General features: G+C 41.3%; 16 protein-coding genes and 3 tRNA genes. 15 read left to right on the top strand and 4 right to left on the bottom strand.

What is annotated here, in order from left to right:
- Positions 1–95 precede the first annotated feature (95 nt).
- The 6 genes from K8B83_RS16210 to glnS all read left to right on the top strand — a co-directional run bounded on the left by K8B83_RS16210 (position 96) and on the right by glnS (position 7510).
- Complete coding sequence (locus tag K8B83_RS16210) at positions 96–1925, top strand: DUF885 domain-containing protein (protein WP_188739789.1); 1830 nt, start codon at positions 96–98, stop codon at positions 1923–1925.
- 90 nt (positions 1926–2015) lie between these two features.
- Complete coding sequence (locus K8B83_RS16205; RefSeq protein WP_188739788.1) at positions 2016–2294, top strand: peptidylprolyl isomerase; 279 nt, start codon at positions 2016–2018, stop codon at positions 2292–2294.
- Between the two features lie 89 nt (positions 2295–2383).
- Positions 2384–2920, top strand: a complete 537-nt coding sequence (locus K8B83_RS16200) for a GNAT family N-acetyltransferase (protein ID WP_188739787.1) — start codon at positions 2384–2386, stop codon at positions 2918–2920.
- Positions 2921–3116: 196 nt separating this feature from the next.
- A complete protein-coding gene (locus K8B83_RS16195; protein WP_188739786.1) occupies positions 3117–3356 on the top strand; it encodes a FeoA family protein in 240 nt (79 codons plus the stop codon).
- Positions 3349–5661, top strand: coding sequence for a Fe(2+) transporter permease subunit FeoB (gene feoB / locus K8B83_RS16190; protein WP_188739785.1), 2313 nt, complete (start codon positions 3349–3351; stop codon positions 5659–5661). Before K8B83_RS16195 ends, feoB begins: the two co-directional genes overlap by 8 nt.
- Positions 5662–5839: 178 nt before the next feature.
- Complete coding sequence (glnS, locus tag K8B83_RS16185; protein WP_188739784.1) at positions 5840–7510, top strand: glutamine--tRNA ligase; 1671 nt, start codon at positions 5840–5842, stop codon at positions 7508–7510.
- Positions 7511–7578: 68 nt separating this feature from the next.
- Here glnS and K8B83_RS16180 read toward each other — a convergent pair whose 3' ends face one another.
- Positions 7579–8175, bottom strand: a complete 597-nt coding sequence (locus tag K8B83_RS16180) for a Yip1 family protein (protein ID WP_188739783.1) — start codon at positions 8173–8175, stop codon at positions 7579–7581.
- A gap of 369 nt (positions 8176–8544) precedes the next feature.
- Here K8B83_RS16180 and miaE point away from each other — a divergent pair, with 369 nt between their 5' ends.
- Positions 8545–9312, top strand: a complete 768-nt coding sequence (gene miaE / locus K8B83_RS16175) for a tRNA isopentenyl-2-thiomethyl-A-37 hydroxylase MiaE (RefSeq protein WP_188739782.1) — start codon at positions 8545–8547, stop codon at positions 9310–9312.
- Positions 9313–9334: 22 nt separating this feature from the next.
- Here the strand turns inward: miaE and K8B83_RS16170 are convergent, their stop codons facing one another.
- Entirely contained in the window at positions 9335–10057 is a 723-nt protein-coding gene (locus tag K8B83_RS16170) for a UDP-2,3-diacylglucosamine diphosphatase (RefSeq protein WP_188739781.1), read from the bottom strand.
- Between the two features lie 2 nt (positions 10058–10059).
- Positions 10060–10554, bottom strand: coding sequence for a peptidylprolyl isomerase (locus K8B83_RS16165; RefSeq protein WP_188739780.1), 495 nt, complete (start codon positions 10552–10554; stop codon positions 10060–10062).
- A gap of 144 nt (positions 10555–10698) precedes the next feature.
- On the opposite strand from K8B83_RS16165, the gene cysS reads away from it, so the two are divergent.
- Positions 10699–12078, top strand: a complete 1380-nt coding sequence (gene cysS / locus K8B83_RS16160; RefSeq protein WP_188739779.1) for a cysteine--tRNA ligase — start codon at positions 10699–10701, stop codon at positions 12076–12078.
- 73 nt (positions 12079–12151) lie between these two features.
- On the opposite strand, the gene folD is transcribed toward cysS, so the two are convergent.
- The gene (gene folD, locus K8B83_RS16155) at positions 12152–13006 is read right to left on the bottom strand and encodes a bifunctional methylenetetrahydrofolate dehydrogenase/methenyltetrahydrofolate cyclohydrolase FolD (protein ID WP_188739778.1); all 855 of its coding nucleotides are present in this window, start codon (positions 13004–13006) and stop codon (positions 12152–12154) included.
- A gap of 281 nt (positions 13007–13287) precedes the next feature.
- Here folD and K8B83_RS16150 point away from each other — a divergent pair.
- The 7 genes from K8B83_RS16150 (at position 13288) to lon (ending at position 19905) form a co-directional block, all read left to right on the top strand.
- A tRNA-Pro gene (locus K8B83_RS16150) sits at positions 13288–13364 on the top strand.
- A gap of 94 nt (positions 13365–13458) precedes the next feature.
- Positions 13459–13535, top strand: a tRNA-Arg gene (locus tag K8B83_RS16145).
- Positions 13536–13543: 8 nt separating this feature from the next.
- Positions 13544–13619: transfer RNA gene (locus tag K8B83_RS16140), tRNA-His, on the top strand.
- 384 nt (positions 13620–14003) lie between these two features.
- Entirely contained in the window at positions 14004–15308 is a 1305-nt protein-coding gene (gene tig, locus K8B83_RS16135) for a trigger factor (RefSeq protein WP_223418218.1), read from the top strand.
- A 90-nt stretch (positions 15309–15398) separates the two neighbouring features.
- Positions 15399–16010, top strand: coding sequence for an ATP-dependent Clp endopeptidase proteolytic subunit ClpP (gene clpP / locus K8B83_RS16130; protein ID WP_160053354.1), 612 nt, complete (start codon positions 15399–15401; stop codon positions 16008–16010).
- 131 nt (positions 16011–16141) lie between these two features.
- Positions 16142–17422 carry an ATP-dependent protease ATP-binding subunit ClpX gene (gene clpX / locus K8B83_RS16125; RefSeq protein ID WP_188739776.1) on the top strand — a complete coding sequence of 427 codons (1281 nt, stop codon included), beginning with the start codon at positions 16142–16144 and terminating at the stop codon, positions 17420–17422.
- Positions 17423–17553: 131 nt separating this feature from the next.
- Positions 17554–19905 carry an endopeptidase La gene (lon, locus tag K8B83_RS16120; RefSeq protein WP_188739775.1) on the top strand — a complete coding sequence of 784 codons (2352 nt, stop codon included), beginning with the start codon at positions 17554–17556 and terminating at the stop codon, positions 19903–19905.
- The last annotated feature ends 105 nt before the right edge of the window (positions 19906–20010 follow it).

Here is a 20010-nt window from a genome sequence, read left to right as displayed (position 1 = left end):
TTGTATCTTCTGTCTTATATTGCTAATGAGTAACGTCAGGTATGTCCCTGACGACTCATCGTACTGGTCTTGATGTGTGTTAAGGAATAATAACAATGAATAAAACTTTATTGGCATTGTCGGTGTCACTTTTATTAGCGTCTCAGGGATGTTCAGATAGTGCTAAACCTTCTGAACCCGTTAACTCTGCTACATCATCAGCTGTTCAAGCTGTTGAACAAACTGCTTCTGAGCAGTATTTAGCTATGGTTGATGCTTTTTTTAACGACCAATTAAAACTTGAGCCAATTTACGCAACTTTTGTCGGTGTTAATGATTATAACGATCAATTTGGTGGTTCATTAACTGAAGAATATTTAACCCAACGTCATCAATTAAATAGTCGCTATTTTAACCAGGCAAAGACGATTGATATCAGCCAATTGCCTCCATCTCTTAAGCTAAGTTATGACATGTTTGTATATGATAGAAACATGGAGCTTATTGGTGAAACTTATCCTGAACGCTTTTTACCTATCAACCAGTTTTACAGTACCGTATTTACCATGGTACAGCTTGGTACGGGTGAAAGTGCGCAACCTTTTAAAACAGTAACAGATTATCAAAATTGGCTTTCTAGATTGCGTGGATTTATTAAATGGACTGAATTAGCCCAGCAACGTATGGACGAGGGGGTCGCGAGCAAAGTGGTTTTGCCTAGAGTGTTGGTTGAGAAAATTATTCCACAACTAGATGCTCAATTAGTTGGCAGCGCACAAGACAGTTTATTTTATTCACCAATTAATTTAATGCCTGACACTTTTAGCGATAAAGAGAAGGCTGAGTTAACAGAGCAATACCAGTCGGTCATTGATAAAGAACTTTTGCCTGCACTAAGTAAACTGCGCACATATGTTAGTGATGTTTATTTACCTAATGCTCGTGCATCTGATGGGTGGTGGGGCTTACCCAATGGTAAAGATTGGTATCAACATTTAGCGAATAGTCACACAACAACTACATTGCCAGTCGATGAAATTCATCAAATTGGTTTAACTGAAGTTGCCAGAATCTTATCTGAAATGGATAAAGTAAGAGAACAAGTTGGTTTTAAAGGCGATTTGACTGCATTTTTTGCATCGTTATCGTCTGAGCCACAGTACTTCTTTACTGACAAACAAGATTTGATTGATGGTTATATGACCATTAAAGATACCATTAATGCCGTATTGCCACAGTATTTTGATGTCATGCCTAAAGCTGATTATATCGTTAAACCAGTAGAGGCATTTAGAGAGAAGTCGGCTGCTGGAGCGTCTTATGAGTCTCCTGCCGTTGACGGTTCTCGTCCAGGTATTTTTTATATTAATACCTATAACTTAAAAGCGCAGCCTAAGTGGGGAATGACAACGCTTTCTTTGCATGAGGCCGCTCCTGGTCATCATTTTCAGATTGCAATTAAGCAAGAGCTAACAGATGTGCCTCAGTTTCAACGTTTTCAAGGTTATACTGCTTTTGAAGAAGGTTGGGCGTTATATGCTGAATACTTAGGGATTGAGATGGGCGTGTTTAACGATCCGTATCAATACTTTGGTAAGCTCTCTGATGAAATGTTGCGTGCAATGCGTTTGGTGGTTGATACAGGGTTACATGCAAAGGGTTGGAGTCGTGAACAGGCTATTCAGTATATGAAGGACAATTCTCCAATGGCTGAATCTGATATTGTTGCTGAAGTTGAACGTTACATGGCAATTCCTGGCCAGGCCTTGTCGTATAAAGTGGGTCAGTTAACGATTTTACGATTACGTGCAGACGCTGAAAAAGCGCTAGGTGATAAGTTTGATTTAAAAGGCTTTCATGCTCAGTTGTTAACAACAGGGTCGTTACCGATGGCAGTTATGGAAAATAAAATTGCAGATTGGATAAAAACAGAGTCAGCAAAATAGTAATTTATACATATTAAACTTTGATGTGTCATCTTAGTGTCATTATGTTAGTGTTATTTTTTAATTGAGATTATTTTTAGGAGCCATGAAATGGTACAAGCAACAGCAAGACATTTACTCGTTAGCACTCAAGAACAATGTGAGACATTAAAGCAACAAATTGAAGCTGGTGCTGATTTTGCTGATGTGGCAAAAGCAAACTCTTCATGCCCTTCAGGTGCTCAAGGTGGTGAGTTAGGTTCATTTGGCCCAGGCATGATGGTTAAAGAGTTCGATGAAGTTGTGTTTAGTGCGCCTTTAAATGTAGTGCAGGGGCCTGTTAAAACTCAATTTGGCTATCACTTACTTGAGGTGACTAGCCGCGGCTAGCCCCTAATGTGTAAACTGACGAAATGGCAGCCTAGCAAGGCTGCCATTTTTTTGAAACGATTTAATTTTTATCAATTTTATGGTGAATAATGCAAATAAGGTTATATGGCGAAAAAGTCATGCTGCGCAATCTAACCCAAAATGACTGGCCTTCTTTTTTGCAATTGCACTTAGATAGTGCAGTTCAGCAATATATTCGTAAAATTGAGGCTGAAAACGATATTAAAGCAAAATTTACCCAACGTTTAGCGCCTTGGTTTTTTGACTCTGGCGAATGGTTATCTTTGGTTGTTGAACGAATTGATAATCAGGAGATTGCCGGAATAATAGGTTTTAGATGTGATGATGTTAACGGGCCGCGTGCTGAAGTGGGCTACCTTATGTTGCCTCATCAACAAGGTATGGGGTTTGCAACCGACAGTTTACGAACCATTGTCGATTGGGGAGCTTTGCAATTTAATATGCATAAATTCATAGGTATTTGCGCCTGTGAGAATCTCGCTTCACTTAACGTCCTTAAGAATGTGGGTTTTATTATTGAAGGTACATTAAGGCAGCACAGTTACATTAACGGCACCTGGTTTGATGATTATTATTTAGGATTGCTCACATCACAAAGGCGATAAAGATTTGTAAATCCTCCCTGAAGATAAAATAAATTGCCAAGGACACTGTATTCTATATGGCATTTGTCACATAATACGTAATACAAGTGAAAACTATTCTCGTTAGCGGGTTAAACTTTGATCTAGATTCGAGTTTCAAACGCTAAGCTCAGATAAAATTCTTGATGATATTAATGTTGTAGAAGGTAAGTGCTACATGAAACTGAGTGAACTCAAAGCTGGAGATCGCGCAATTATCTCTGAAATCGGTCAATTAACGTTACCGCAAACAGTAAAACGTAAGTTGTTATCGATGGGCATAACACCTAATACGCATTTTTCTTTTATTCGCCGGGCACCCATGGGCAGTGGTGTTGAATTAGATTTACGTGGCAGTAAATTATGCATGCGTTGCGATTTAGCCGATATCATTGAGGTAGTAATAACTAATGACTAAACAATTTCATTGCGTCACAGTTGGTAACCCAAATGCAGGTAAATCAACACTTTTCAATGCTCTCACAGGGGCGAATCAGCAAGTTGGCAATTGGTCTGGTGTAACAGTTGAGAAAAAAACGGGAAAATTTAGTTATTTAGGCGCCGAAATATCGCTAACCGATTTACCCGGTATTTATGATTTACTTCCCGCTGGAAATAGTTGCGACTGTTCTTTAGATGAACAAATTGCACAAACATATTTAGCAGAACAACAAGTGGATGCCATCATCAATCTTGTCGATGCGACCAATGTTGAACGCCATCTGTATTTAACAACGCAACTTCGTGAGCTTGGCATTCCCATCATTGTTGTTGTTAACAAAATAGATGCAGCAAAAAAGCTCGGCATTGATATTAATGTCGCCGACATGTCAGCGCGTTTGGGTTGTCCTGTTATTGCCATTTCTTCTCGTCACCTAGCAGATATCGAAACATTAAAGTCTGAAGTTCTGACCCTACTGAAAAGTAGTGAGGTAGTAACACCGTTATTGCTTGAATATCCGGAAGGAATAGAATCGAGCATTAAGGCATTGCAATATCAAAACGATGAGCAACAATTGGCCGCCCTTAGCCGTGGTCAGGCGCTATCGATTTTAGCTAACAGTCATGGCAATGCTTGTGGTACTAGCGAAGTACAATTACATGACACTGTTAAACAATGCGTTCAACGAGCAGAGCAAAATGGTGACGATATTGAAATCATGATTGCAACAACGCGATACGATTTTGTTCAAAATGTATTTCAGGCTTCTGTTCATCAAGGCCAACATATAAGCGCATCTGACAGATTAGACAAAGTGGCGCTGCACCCTGTTTTGGGTATTCCAGTATTCCTTTTTGTTATGTACTTAATGTTTTTATTCAGTATTAACGTTGGTAACTCGTTTATCGACTTTTTCGATATCACCGCAGGAGCCATTTTCGTTGATCACTTTGGTGCATTATTAGTCTCAATTGGCTCGCCTGATTGGCTAGTGACGATTCTTGCGGGCGGCATTGGACAAGGCATACAAACGGTTGCCACTTTTATTCCTGTTGTTGCAGCGTTGTTTTTAGCGTTATCTGTGCTAGAGGCGTCGGGCTACATGGCCAGAGCAGCATTTGTTGTTGACGGGTTAATGCGCCGTATTGGTCTGCCTGGAAAAGCGTTTGTGCCAATGATTGTTGGTTTTGGTTGTTCTGTACCTGCAATTATGGCGACAAGAACGCTTGGCAGTGAACGTGAGCGAATTGTGACAGGCATGATGGCGCCATTTATGTCCTGTAGTGCTCGTTTACCCGTTTATGCTTTATTTGCAGCAGCATTTTTCCCTGAGTCTGGTCAAAATCTAGTTTTTTTACTTTACATCATCGGTATTTTTGCGGCCATTGGTACAGGTTTATTATTACGTAAAACCGTATTGCCGGGCACTAGCAGTGCTGTCGTGATGGAGTTACCAAGTTATGAAATGCCTAAAACCAAAGCTGTATTTTCACGAACCGCTAAGCGGACAAAAAGTTTTGTTATGGGCGCGGGTAAAACCATTATTATTGTTGTTACTCTGCTTAACTTTGTTAATGCGATTGGTACAGATGGCTCATTTGGTCATGAAGACAGCAAAGAATCGTTATTGAGTGTTGCAAGCCAACAGATCACACCGCTTTTTGCACCTATGGGGATTGAACAAGATAACTGGGCTGCCACAGTCGGTATTATTACTGGTATTTTTGCTAAAGAAGCCGTAGTCGGTACACTTAACAGTTTGTATAGCAATGCCGAAGGCGAAGAAGAAGCCATGTTGTCTATTTGGGATAGTGTCAAGGTCGGTTTAACAACAATCCCAACAAACCTATTAGGTATTGAACCCGATGACCCATTGTCTATTGCGATTGCAAGTATTACTGATTTAGATGAAGCTGCAGCGGAGCTTTCCGTTGATACTTCAACCTTTAGTGCGCTTCAGACTGGATTTAAGAGCCAATTAGCTGCTTTCTCATATCTATTATTCATTTTACTTTACACCCCTTGTGTAGCCGCTATGGGTGCATTAGTGAATGAATTTGGTGCTAAGTGGGCTCGATTTGCTGCCATTTGGACGTTTTCATTGGCATATGGTTCAGCTACGGTGATTTATCAAGGCGCCACTTTCTCACAGCATCCATTACAATCGGCAAGTTGGATTGGCTTTTTTGCTGTTGCTTTAGTTGGTTTCTACATGTGGTTGAGCAAAAAAGGCAGACAAGCACAACAGATCATTCCAGGTATTCGTATTGTCACAGAATAGTCCTTGTTGATCTCAATGATTCTTTTAAAACCCAGCATTGCTGGGTTTTTGTTTTACGCTAATTGATGTTTTTTGTTTATCTGGTTAATTTTTTCGGCACTAGTAGTTGTAACTACTGAAGAACTGTAGGATCATCTGTTTTTTATTCATATTGCCATTGTGTGCCAAGAGGAATTCCATGAGTCATGTGGACACCGAAGTACGTCCTAGTAACTTCATTCGTAATATTATAGACGAAGACCTAAGTAGCGGTAAGCACAGCCAAGTTCATACTCGTTTTCCGCCAGAACCAAACGGTTTTTTGCATATTGGTCACGCTAAATCTATTTGCTTAAATTTTGGTATAGCAAAAGATTACCAAGGTCAATGTAACTTACGTTTTGACGATACTAACCCTGAAAAAGAAGACATCAATTATGTGAAGTCTATTCAGGAAGATGTGCGTTGGTTAGGCTTTGAATGGTCTGGCGATATTCGTTATTCGTCAAATTATTTTGATCAATTACACCAATATGCAGTTGAGCTGATAAACAAAGGCCTTGCTTATGTTTGTTTTCTCACTGGTGATCAGACCCGTGAATACCGTGGCACATTAAAAGAACCTGGCAAAAATAGCCCATACAGAGACACCAGCCCAGAAGAAAACCTCGCATTGTTTGAAAAAATGCGTAAAGGTGAATTCAAAGAAGGTGAGTGTGCTTTACGTGCCAAAATCGATATGGCATCGCCTTTTATGTGCATGCGTGATCCAGTTATATACCGTATTCGTTTTGCACATCATCATCAGACCGGTGATAAGTGGTGTATCTATCCGATGTACGACTTTACTCACTGTATCTCCGATGCAATTGAAAACATTACTCATTCAATTTGTACCTTAGAGTTTCAAGATAACCGTCGCTTGTATGATTGGGTGTTAGATCATTTAGATGATTTCCAAGCACCAAATCGTACCCGCCAGTATGAGTTTTCTCGTTTAAACCTTGAATACACTTTGATGTCAAAGCGTAAATTGAATGATTTAGTCACTCGTAAACTTGTTGACGGTTGGGATGACCCGCGTATGCCAACAATTGCTGGTTTGCGTCGCCGCGGTTATACACCCGCATCTATTCGTGAATTTTGTTTACGTATTGGCGTGACTAAGCAAGAAAACTTAGTTGAAGTCGGTATGCTAGATGCGTGTATTCGTGAGGAACTAAACGAACATGCACCACGAGCGATGGCTGTATTACGGCCTGTAAAAGTGGTTATTGAAAACTACCCTAATGCACAGCCAGAATCAATTTTAGCGCCAGCGCACCCAAATAATGATGCGATGGGTACTCGTGAATTGTCTTTTGGTCGTGAGTTGTTTATTGATATTGAAGACTTTAAAGAAGAAGCAAACAAGCACTTTAAACGTCTTGTTTTGGGTAAAGAAGTTCGTTTACGTAATGCTTATATTATTAAAGCTGAACGTTGCGACAAAGATGCAGAGGGTAATGTAACGACCATCTATTGTACATATGATGCCGATACATTAGGTAAAAACCCAGCAGATGGCCGCAAAGTAAAAGGTGTTATTCATTGGGTTGAGGCAACAACAGCACAACCTGCTGAGTTCCGTCTGTATGATCGTCTATTTACTCAAGAAAACCCAGCAGCATTTGAAACTGTCGATGAGGTGCTAAATCCACAGTCTTTAGTTGTATTGCAAGGCTTAGTTGAACCGGGTTTAGTTAACGCGCCTGCAGAGAAAGCCTACCAGTTTGAAAGAGAAGGTTATTTCTGTGCAGATAATAAAGATTCTAGCCCAGAACATCTTGTATTTAACTTAACTGTGCCACTTCGAGACTCTTTTTCTTAATGCGTTTTCAATAATATACCCAATAAAAAAGGCGCCTTGAGCGCCTTTTTTATTTAGTTTACATTTGTTTATTGCAACATTGGACCAAATCCTACACTCCATAAGATGACGCTAGACGCCATGAGTGCAACTAATAACACCAGTCCTGCAGTAACAACTGAACTGGCGTAAATAAATCCTTTTTCTTCAGGAATATTCATAATAATGGGCACACCAGCATATAGAAGATATACCGAGTACGATAAACCAATTAATCCGACGACCATCATAAACCACAACACAGGATACAATGCCGATAAACCAACCATAAATAATGGTGTAGCCGTGTAGGCTGCTAATTCTAAGGCTTGAGTATACGTTGGATCTGCATCAAAAGTTTTTCCCATCCAAAATGCAAGATAAGCCAGCGCAAGTACACCAATAATTAAGCCAAAGTACATGCCTATAGACATAAACATTGCGCTTTTAGAGGTTAAAAATAATGGCTCTCCAGCTCCAGGGTGCCAGCCAATATGTGCAGTTGCAAAGTAAGCACATACCGAGGGGATCAGTGCGATAAGTAATACATGACTAAGGCTACTTTTCAGTGCCTCGTGATTTTGCTCAATTGTGTGCCACTCTTGTTTAGGATGAGTGTAAAGCCCCATTAAATGATTTAGTACCATTGTAGTTATCCTTGTTTAGCATCTTTGACCTAGCTCGCCAAACAGCAGGCGAACTGACTACAGCTCTGAATCAATCGCCTTAATCAGTTCACTACACTTATTAACAGAATTTTTAAAAGCTAAACAATGGATGTTTACTGTCTGTTGCAAAGTTATCACCTCATCCCAACTAGAGGTTATCTTTAAGGAGATTGATGCATTGATCTATTTACATTAACTAGCGTGTTAATGTTTAGTTAATATCACAATGCCTTGTCTATTTATTAAACATAAATACACTTTCGTCAAGTTGTATTACGATTTGGCCTTCAGAAAAGATCATTGAAACGCTAAAATAAGGCCAAATGTGTAATTTGGATCCAAAAGCGAATGCAGCAACTACTTGCCCCCATTAATCAGTTTTTAGGTTGTGAAACACCCCAAAGGTGGATTGACTTTGCCAAAGCGCCTGAACAATTAACTGCACTGTTGATTGATCATTGTAACTGTGAGCTCAAAGCCGCACAAACAGCAATGATGATGATCCGTAAATATGCCATTGACAAAAATAGTGCTCAGGTATTGCTTGCATGGGCAAAGCCTTATGAAGATTTAGTGTATAACCAAGACCGAGATGTGAAAGCTTTTTTAGGCAGAGATATCAAAAAAAATGATATCACCAGCGAGCTTGTTGCCAGTAATGTCATGCCCAATAGCGAAGATTTGATGGCAAAAATGGTACGTTTAATCAAAGAAGAGTTTCATCACTTTGAGCAAGTGCTGCAAATTATGACCTCAAGGGGAATAAGTTACAGTAACATGAGGGCAGGACGATATGCTAAAAGTCTTATTAGTCATGTGCGTACTCATGAGCCACTAACAATGATTGATAAGTTAATTGTGGGGGCTTTTATAGAAGCCCGATCTTGCGAACGCTTTGCTAAATTAGCTCCTCATTTAGATGATGAATTGGCAAAATTTTATGTTTCATTGCTACGGTCTGAAGCCCGGCACTTTCAAGATTATCTGGTTTTAGCTCAAGAAATTGCTGGTAAAGATATTGATGAACGTGTTGCTTTTTTTAGAGAACAAGAAGCTGCGTTAATATTATCTGACGATACCGAGTTTCGATTTCACAGTGGTATCCCTGCAAGTTGATAAGTCTTACAGGGATGATGGATTAAGGTGTGAAGGGTCTTTGTTGCAATTCACAACCTTGGGGTGATACTGATAAAACACTGCCTTGAGTATACCAATCGCCAACGACAACACGCTCTTTGTTGTTAGCTAAGTGATGGATATCTGGTCTATGAGTATGGCCATGTATCATTCTTTGGCAGTGTGTCACGTCAAGTAGTTTATCGACCGCTGAGGATTCAACATCCATGATCTCATATTGCTTATGTTGATTACCTTGAACACTTTTTTGACGAATTTTTGCGGCAATATTTAAGCGAGTTTGTTTGGGTAATAGGTTGGCGTATATCCAACGAACAGCACTTATGCTCCTAAATTGCCTAAAACGCTGATAAGCCTTGTCGAGTGTGCATAGGCTATCGCCGTGAAGAATAACAGTAGGAGTTCCGTAGAGGTCGATGCAATAGACTTCAGGTAATATTTTCATGCCTGCTTGCTTACAAAAAGCTCGCCCCACCATAAAATCACGATTGCCATGAATGAAATACACCGGCATTTTAGCGGAAACGACTTTTATTGCTTTGGCAATATCTCGGGTAAAAGGTTCTGCAATATCATCTCCCATCCAAACTTCGAATAGATCGCCAATAATATAGAGTGCTTGCGCTTGGTCTAATCCATGCTCAAGAAAATCTAAAAAGGCGAGGGTGATATCGGGGCGATCGGCACTTAAATGCAAATCGCCCACAAAGACAGTGCGCTTCAAAATTACGCTTTTACGCTAACGTTTTGAAGAACTACAGCTTCTAATGGTACGTTTTGATGCATACCACGGTTGCCCGTTGCGACCGTTTTGATTTTTTCAACTATGTCTAATCCTTCAACGACTTCACCAAATACACAATATCCCCAGCCTTGGGTGGTTTCTGATTTAAAATCTAAAAAGGTATTATCATTGACGTTGATAAAAAATTGAGCCGTCGCTGAGTGAGGATCTGAGGTACGAGCCATTGCAATGGTGCCTACACGATTAGATAAACCGTTGTTGGCCTCGTTTTTGATGGTTTCATTACAACGTTTTTGTCCCATGTCTTCAGTAAAACCACCACCTTGGATCATGAATCCGTCGATAACACGGTGAAATATGGTGTTGTCATAAAACCCTTCTTCAACGTATTTCATAAAATTCGCGACTGTTAATGGCGCTTTTTCGGCATTAAGTTGAAGCGTAATGTCGCCATAGTTTGTGTGTAAAGTAACCATTCGTTTTCACCTGATAAAAAATAATTTGCGCGATTCTAACTTATCTTACTTGCGGCATAAAGTGCAGTGTTCAAAACAGGTGACATCATGCTAGACTCGGCAATAGTATTTACCTTTATAAATTAGTGTAAAAGAGAACTTTCGATGTTGAAAATTTACAATAGTATCAGTCGTGAAAAGCAAGAATTTAAACCAATAACCCCAGGCAAAATTGGCATGTACGTCTGTGGCGTGACAATTTACGATTTGTGTCATATTGGTCACGGACGTACTTTTGTTTCGTTTGACATGATTGTGCGCTATTTACGTTATATTGGTTACGAAGTGAATTTTCAGCGTAATATTACTGACGTTGACGACAAAATCATTAAACGTGCCGCTGAAAACAATGAGTCATGCGATGCATTAACTGAGCGATTAACCGTAGAAATGCACCGTGATTTTGACGCGTTAAATATGTTACGCCCCGACTTTGAGCCTCGTGCAACCTTACACATGGCTGAAATTATCGATATGGTGCAATTACTACTCGAACGAGGTCACGCTTATGTTGCCCCTGATGGCGATGTACTGTTTAGCGTAGCGTCTTACAAAGATTATGGTCGCTTATCTGGGCAGAATCTTGAGCAGTTGCAAGCCGGCGCCCGAGTTGAGGTAGACCAAACAAAGCAAAACCCGATGGATTTTGTGTTGTGGAAAATGTCTAAACCAGGTGAGCCTACTTGGGAGTCGCCATGGGGCCCAGGGCGTCCTGGATGGCACATTGAATGTTCTGCAATGAACAGCAAGCATTTGGGTGTGCATTTTGATATTCATGGTGGTGGAAGTGATTTACAGTTCCCACATCATGAAAACGAAATCGCGCAGTCTTGCTGTGCTCATGATACGCCTTATGTTAACTACTGGATGCATTCTGGCATGGTGATGGTTGATCGTGAGAAAATGTCTAAGTCTTTAGGTAATTTTTTTACTATTCGTGATGTGCTTGAGCATTACGATCCAGAAACCGTGCGTTATTTTTTATTGTCTGGCCATTATCGTAGCCAATTAAATTATTCAGAAGATAACTTAAAGCAAGCCCGTGCTGCGCTAGAGCGTTTATATAATGCGCTTAAAGATTTAGATTTAACCGTAGCCCCAGCCGATGCTGAGCAATATGTAGCTAAGTTTAAGCAGGCAATGGATGATGATTTTAATACACCAGAAGCATACTCAGTGCTATTTGATATGGTTCGTGAAATCAATCGTTTAAAAATGACTGATATGGCTGCCGCATCAGCATTGGGCGTGAGTCTTAAGCAATTAACGGATGTACTAGGTCTTGTTAGTCAAACGCCTGAAGCCTTTTTTAAAGGTGAAGGGAGTGATGATGAAGTGGCCGAAATAGAAGCCTTAATCGTTGAACGTAACCGTGCCCGTACAGAAAAAGATTGGCCTGCAGCAGATGTGGCGCGAAATCGTCTTAATGAACTCGGGGTCGTTTTAGAAGATGGCCCTAGCGGTACAACTTGGCGTAAAAAGTGATTCTAAAAATCATTAAGCATTAAGCAAAAAGCCTGCTCTGAGCAGGCTTTTTAATGTTGAGTTATCAATGCTGCTAGCTGTGATATTGCTCGCATGCATAAAGCGTGTTTTCTAACAGACTCGCAATGGTCATAGGGCCAACACCACCAGGTACTGGAGTAATAAACGCCGCTTTTGAAGCCGCAGCGTCAAATTCAACATCGCCAACCAAGGTGCCATCGTCTAAACGATTAATCCCCACATCAATCACAATTGCTCCAGGCTTAATCCATTCACCAGGTATAAAACCCGGTTTACCAACGGCAACAACCAGTAGATCTGCTTGACGTACTTTTTGTTCTAGGTTTTTGGTAAAGCGATGGCATGTTGTAGTGGTGCAACCTGCTAAAAGTAATTCTAAAGTCATAGGTCTGCCGACAATATTCGATGCGCCAACCACAGTGGCATCTAATCCGTAAGTATCAACACCGGTCGATTTTATTAACGTCATAATGCCCATCGGGGTGCATGAGCGAAGAACCGGAATACGCTGTGCTAATCGGCCAACATTGTATGGGTGAAAACCGTCAACGTCTTTATCTGGACGAATACGCTCAATGACTTTAGAGTCGTCAATATGAGCAGGTAATGGTAGTTGTACTAAAATGCCATCGATTTGAGGGTTATTATTGCACTCATCTATTAATGCCAATAATTCAGCTTCTGTTGTGCTGGCATCAAGGTCAAATGACTGAGATTCAAAACCGACTTCTTCACAAGCGCGGCGTTTACTACCTACATAGACCTGTGACGCAGCATCACTACCAACCAAAATTACTGCAAGGCCGGGGACTCTTTGGCCTGCGTCTTTGCGGGCTGTAACCTTTTGTTTAAGAGTATTGCGGATAGATTGTGCAATGGCTTTACCGTCAATAAGTTGAGCAGTCATGGCTGTAGAGTTTCCTTTGAAAGACGCGGGTTGTGGCTAAAGTGAAAATCGGGGCTATTCTAACAGGCGATTAAAAGGGTGTCATTTGCTAGACAAGGAAATACAGTGAATAAACTATTCGCGCTTTGATGCTAATCACTCTTTTTGCTGTTAAATTCAACATATAGACAATTAGCTCAAAAAAATCGTTGACGATAACAAAGTGACTCGCTAAGATGCGCTCCGTTCTCGAGACAAGATGGTTAGTCCATTGTGATACTATCTTAGAGAATTGATAAACTCGGTGATTAGCGCAGCCCGGTAGCGCATCTGCTTTGGGAGCAGAGGGTCAGAGGTTCGAATCCTCTATCACCGACCAAATTCAATTATTTGTTTATGTGTTAACTAAACAAATAATCAAACAAGTGTTAAGCTTGTTTAGCCAGACAGGAAACAGCAAATTGCTGTGCCATGCGCCCGTAGCTCAGTTGGATAGAGCACCCGCCTTCTAAGCGGGTGGTCGCAGGTTCGAACCCTGCCGGGCGTACCATTTCAGTGGTGATTGTAGCTCAGTTGGTAGAGTCCCGGATTGTGATTCCGGTTGTCGTGGGTTCGAGCCCCATCAGTCACCCCATTTTTCTTTGATTATACAAATTGTTCAACGGCACGAAAATTGAGCAGTGTTAATCATAAAAATAATCTCCAGTACTAAATCATCTGCTAGTACGTCAGTAAATTCAATTCGCACATTAAACGCGCAAACACATCAAAATGGCTAAAAGTCCGCCCTTTTATAGCGTAATTCGACCTATTCAGGCTCGACTATGCTAAAAACGGTGGCTATAATGTCGCGTCTTGATAAATATCAAAAATAAGCTACCTGAACCAACAGCGTCTTCAGCATCTTTATTATCGCTGTGCTGGAGGCCTTAGCTAAACACACGGTCAAGAAACGAATATCTAATAGTTGAGTTATCGACTATTACAAAGAACGTTAGACATATTTCGAGGTAAAACAATGCAAGTTTCTGTTGAAACAACTCAAGGCCTAGAGCGTCGCCTAACAATTTCTGTACCTGCTGAGCAAATTGAGAAATTAGTTAAAGACAATGTATTACGTGAAGCTAAGCGTGCACGTCTTCCTGGTTTCCGCCCTGGTAAAGTACCAGTTACAGAAATCAACAAACGTTACGGTAAAGCGATTCGTCAAGACATCACTGGTGAAGTGATGCAACGTAACTTTATTGAAGCTATCGTAGCTGAAAAATTAAACCCAGCTGGCGCACCAGTATTTACTCCTGGTACAACAGAAGGCGACACTTTTAAGTTTGTAGCAACGTTTGAAATCTACCCAGAAGTGACATTAACTGGCTTAGATACTATTACCGTTGAACAGCCAAAAGCTGAAGTTAACGATGCAGACGTTGACACCATGATTGAAACCTTACGTAAACAACACGCGACTTATGCTGTTGTTGAGCGTGAAGCTGCAGATGGCGACAAAGTTAAAATGAACTTTGTTGGTTCAATCGACGGCGAAGAGTTTGAAGGCGGTAAAGCGGATGATTTTGAACTACAAATTGGTTCAAACCGCATGATCCCTGGTTTTGAAACGGGTATCGCTGGCCATAAAGCCGGTGAAACATTCGATATCGAAGTATCATTCCCAGAAGATTACCACGCTGAAAACTTAAAAGGTAAAGCGGCTAAATTCGCCATTACTTTAACAGAAGTTAAAGGTGCAAGCTTACCAGAAGTGAACGACGAATTTGCTTCACTATTTGGTATTGCAGATGGTGGCTTGGACGCACTTAAAGCTGAAATCCGTAAAAACATGACTCGTGAGCTAGAGCAAGCGCTTAAAGCAAACGTAAAAGAGCAAGTGATTACAGGTTTATTAGCGGCTAACGATATTGTTATCCCTAAAGCGTTAGTAGATGGCGAAGTGAACGTACTACGCCAACAAGCTATGCAACGTTTTGGCGGTCAAACTGAAAACATGCCTGAGCTTCCTGCTGAATTATTCACAGAGCAAGCAGAGCGTCGTGTTAAAATTGGTTTGCTATTAGGCGAAGTGATCAAAACAAACGAGCTAAAAGCTGAAGACGATCGTGTTAATGCATTGATCGAATCTATGGCTTCTGCGTATGAAGATCCATCTGAAGTTGTAGCATACTACAACTCAAACAAAGAACTCATGCAGAACATGCGCAACGTAGCGCTTGAAGAGCAAGCTGTTGAAGCCCTATTAAAATCAGCTAAAGTAACCACTAAAGACGTTGCTTTTGAAGAATTTATGAACAAGGCTACAGGCAGAGCGTAAGCTAAGCTTGACTTAACAAGGCGTTCGCCATTTATAATGGCTCGTATGAGGTTCCTCATGCGGGCCATTTTTATTTTAGGGAAATGAATAATGCATAAAGCACCAGAATCTGTACTCAATGCGCTTGTACCTATGGTTGTTGAACAAACAGCAAAGGGTGAACGTTCTTACGACATTTACTCACGTTTATTAAAAGAGCGTGTTATTTTTTTAGTTGGCCAAGTTGAAGAGCATATGGCTAACCTTATTGTGGCTCAGCTATTATTCTTAGAATCAGAAAGCCCAGACAAAGATATTTATCTGTACATCAATTCACCAGGTGGTTCAGTGACTGCTGGTATGGCGATTTATGACACCATGCAGTTTATCAAACCTAACGTAAGTACCGTATGTATGGGGCAAGCTGCGAGCATGGGTGCATTTTTACTCGCTGGCGGCACAAAAGGAAAACGTCATTGTTTGCCTAATTCGCGCGTGATGATCCACCAACCATTAGGTGGTTTCCAGGGGCAAGCATCTGACATCGCAATTCATGCGCAAGAAATTCTTGGCATTAAAAACAAATTAAACCAAATGTTAGCAGACCACACTGGTCAACCACTAGAAGTCATTGAGCGCGATACAGATCGTGACAACTTTATGAGCGCTCCTCAAGCGGTTGAATACGGTTTAGTGGATTCAGTATTAACAACTCGCAGTTAATACAGGCTGATTTTTTGCTGTGACTGGGGTATTCTTCATTCAAGTGAACGAAGAAACCTAATTACAGCCAGTAAGCATATCGACAAGCAGAGCTCAGATGTAAAATCTAGGCTGCAACCAGAGGTAGAATAATGGGCGATAACAAAAAAAACGGTGACAGCGGCAAACTGCTGTACTGCTCTTTTTGCGGAAAAAGTCAACATGAAGTGAGAAAGCTGATTGCTGGCCCATCGGTATACGTGTGTGATGAATGCGTAGATTTATGTAATGACATCATCCGAGAAGAAATCAAAGAGATTTCACCGAAACGTGATGAAGATAAATTACCGACACCACATGAACTGCGCCAGCATTTAGACGACTACGTCATTGGCCAAGATCAAGCCAAAAAGGTATTAGCGGTTGCAGTTTATAACCACTATAAGCGACTACGTAATGGTGCTGTAAAAGGTGGCGTAGAGTTAGGTAAAAGTAATATTTTACTTATTGGTCCTACCGGTAGTGGTAAAACCTTACTGGCAGAAACTCTGGCTCGCTCATTGAACGTGCCGTTTACCATGGCAGATGCAACCACATTAACTGAAGCAGGTTATGTGGGCGAAGACGTAGAAAACATTATTCAAAAGCTACTGCAAAAATGTGATTACGACGTTGAAAAAGCAGAGCGCGGTATTGTTTATATCGATGAAATCGACAAAATTAGCCGTAAATCAGACAACCCATCGATCACGCGAGACGTGTCAGGTGAAGGTGTACAACAAGCCTTGCTTAAGCTAATTGAGGGTACCGTTGCTTCTGTGCCACCACAAGGCGGCCGTAAACACCCACAACAAGAGTTTTTGCAGGTCGACACCTCTAAAATTCTGTTTATTTGTGGTGGTGCATTCGCCGGGCTTGAAAAAGTGATTGAGCAACGCGCTCATACAGGTACAGGTATTGGATTTGGCGCTGAAGTGAAAGGCGAAGCAGACAAAGCAACCATTTCACAAATTTTAGGTCAAGTTGAACCTGGCGATTTAGTTAAGTTTGGGTTAATTCCTGAATTCATCGGTCGTTTGCCTGTTGTTGCGACACTAACCGAGTTAGATGAAGCTGCACTGGTACAGATTTTGTCTGAGCCTAAAAACGCGTTAACCAAGCAGTATGGTGCTTTATTTGAAATGGAAAACGTGGAACTTGAGTTCCGCGACGATGCATTACAAGCCATTGCCCATAAAGCCATGTCACGTAAAACCGGTGCCCGTGGATTGCGTTCAATTGTAGAAAGCATTTTGCTTGATACCATGTACGATATTCCATCGACAGATGGTGTGATTAAAGCGGTCATTGATGAGTCAGTGGTTAAAGGCGAGTCAGCCCCTATCTTAATTTACGAAAATACCGACACTCAGGCCGCCTCAGGCGAACAATAATTATCCTGATAGTTTGTAAATTGAAAAATAAGGAGTCCATTGGGCTCCTTTTTTCGTATTGGCCATTGAAACTGACAACATCACCCCAATATACTCAGTATTAAGTCTATTTCATTAAACGGAATCGAGCCATGACCCAAGAGCGTGAAGCGCATATCGAACTCCCCGTATTACCACTGCGAGATGTGGTGGTTTATCCGCATATGGTAATTCCGCTATTCGTAGGACGGGAAAAATCCATTCGTTGCCTAGAATCGGCAATGGAACAAGACAAACAAATTTTACTGGTCGCTCAGCGTGACGCTGATTTAGACGAGCCAGGCAAAGACGATATTTTTGATATCGGTACTGTAGCGTCTATTTTGCAGCTATTAAAGCTTCCTGACGGCACGGTTAAAGTGTTAGTTGAAGGTGGTCAGCGCGCTAAAATTAAGCGTTACACCCAAGAAGACGCATTCTTTACTGCTACTGCCGAATATCTTGAATCGCAAGAATTAAGCGATAAAGAAGAAGAAGTACTGGTGCGCAGTGCGATTGGCCAATTTGAAGGCTACATCAAACTCAATAAAAAAATCCCACCTGAAGTGCTGACTTCATTGTCGGGTATCGATGAAGCCGCACGTTTAGCCGACACAATGGCTGCGCATATGCCGTTAAAGCTTGAAGATAAGCAATCGGTACTAGAAATGATTAACGTGGGCGAGCGTCTTGAATATTTAATGGCGATGATGGAATCGGAAATCGACTTATTGCAAGTTGAAAAACGTATTCGTACCCGCGTTAAAAAGCAGATGGAAAAAAGCCAGCGTGAATACTATTTGAATGAGCAAATGAAAGCCATTCAAAAAGAGTTAGGCGACATTGACGAAAGCCACGATGAATTTGAAGTATTGGCGCGTAAAATTGAAGAAGCAGGCATGCCAATCGATGCCAAAGATAAAGCCAATGCAGAGCTAAACAAGCTAAAAATGATGTCACCAATGTCAGCAGAAGCGACCGTTGTTCGCAGTTATGTTGACTGGATGACCTCAGTGCCTTGGAAACAACGCTCTAAAATTAAGCGTGATCTAGCCAAAGCGCAAGAAGTGCTCGACACTGACCACCACGGTCTTGAAAAAGTTAAAGAACGTATTCTTGAGTATTTAGCAGTACAAAGCCGAGTTAAGCAGCTTAAAGGGCCGATTTTGTGCTTGGTAGGACCACCAGGTGTTGGTAAAACATCGCTTGGTCAGTCAATTGCAAAAGCAACTGGCCGTAAGTACGTGCGCGTTGCGTTAGGCGGCGTGCGTGATGAAGCGGAAATTCGTGGTCATCGCCGTACTTACATTGGTTCTATGCCAGGTAAAGTCATTCAAAAGATGGCAAAAGTGGGCGTTAAAAACCCATTATTCTTACTTGATGAAATCGATAAGATGAGTTCTGACATGCGTGGCGACCCTTCGTCAGCCTTGTTAGAAGTACTCGATCCTGAGCAAAACGCGACCTTTAACGACCATTATTTAGAAGTTGATTACGATCTATCAGATGTGATGTTTGTGGCAACGTCTAATTCTATGGATATTCCAGGTCCGTTACTTGACCGTATGGAAGTGATCCGTTTGTCGGGCTATACCGAAGACGAAAAGCTTAACATCGCTAAACAACATTTACTGCCAAAGCAAGTTGAGCGTAATGGTCTAAAAGCTAATGAGATCAAGGTCGATGACAGTGCTATTTTAGGCATTATTCGTTATTACACTCGAGAAGCGGGTGTGCGTTCATTAGAACGTGAACTGTCTAAAATATGCCGTAAAGTGGTTAAGCAAATCTTGTTAGACAAAGCCGTTAAAGTGGTTGAGGTCAATCAAGATAACCTTAAGTCATTCTTAGGTGTGCAACGTTTTGACTTTGGTAAAGCAGAGTCGAGCAACCAAATTGGTCAGGTAACAGGTCTTGCCTGGACTCAGGTAGGCGGCGATTTATTAACAATAGAAGCCACCTCAGTAGCAGGTAAGGGTAAATTAACCTATACCGGCTCGCTTGGCGATGTGATGAAAGAGTCTATTCAAGCGGCGATGACCGTTGTACGTGCTCGTGCTGAAAACTTGGGCATCAATAACGACTTTTATGAAAAACGCGATATTCATGTGCACGTGCCTGAAGGGGCAACACCAAAAGATGGCCCTTCAGCCGGTGCCGCAATGTGTACCGCGTTAGTCTCTAGCTTAACCGGCAACCCAGTTCGTAGTGATGTGGCTATGACTGGCGAAATCACATTACGTGGTGAAGTGTTACCTATTGGCGGATTGAAAGAAAAACTACTAGCAGCACATCGTGGTGGTATTAAACACGTGTTAATACCTAAAGAAAATGAGCGAGATCTGGAAGAAATTCCAGCAAACGTGATTGCAGATTTAACCATACATCCAGTACGTTGGGTTGATGAAGTTTTAAAATTGGCGCTAGAACGACCAGTTGAAGGCTTTGAAGTGGTTAAAAAATAGCTTGTTAGCAAAAAAATTGCTGTAGAGTATAAAAAAAGTGAAAAAAGGGGCTTAACAAAACGCTGACCTGTGGTAGCCTAGGTCTGTGGAGAGTCAGACGCACCA

It is taken from the genome of Shewanella inventionis, from assembly GCF_019931735.1.
Classification (GTDB): domain Bacteria; phylum Pseudomonadota; class Gammaproteobacteria; order Enterobacterales; family Shewanellaceae; genus Shewanella; species Shewanella inventionis.
This window is presented reverse-complemented; position numbering and strand designations above follow the sequence as displayed.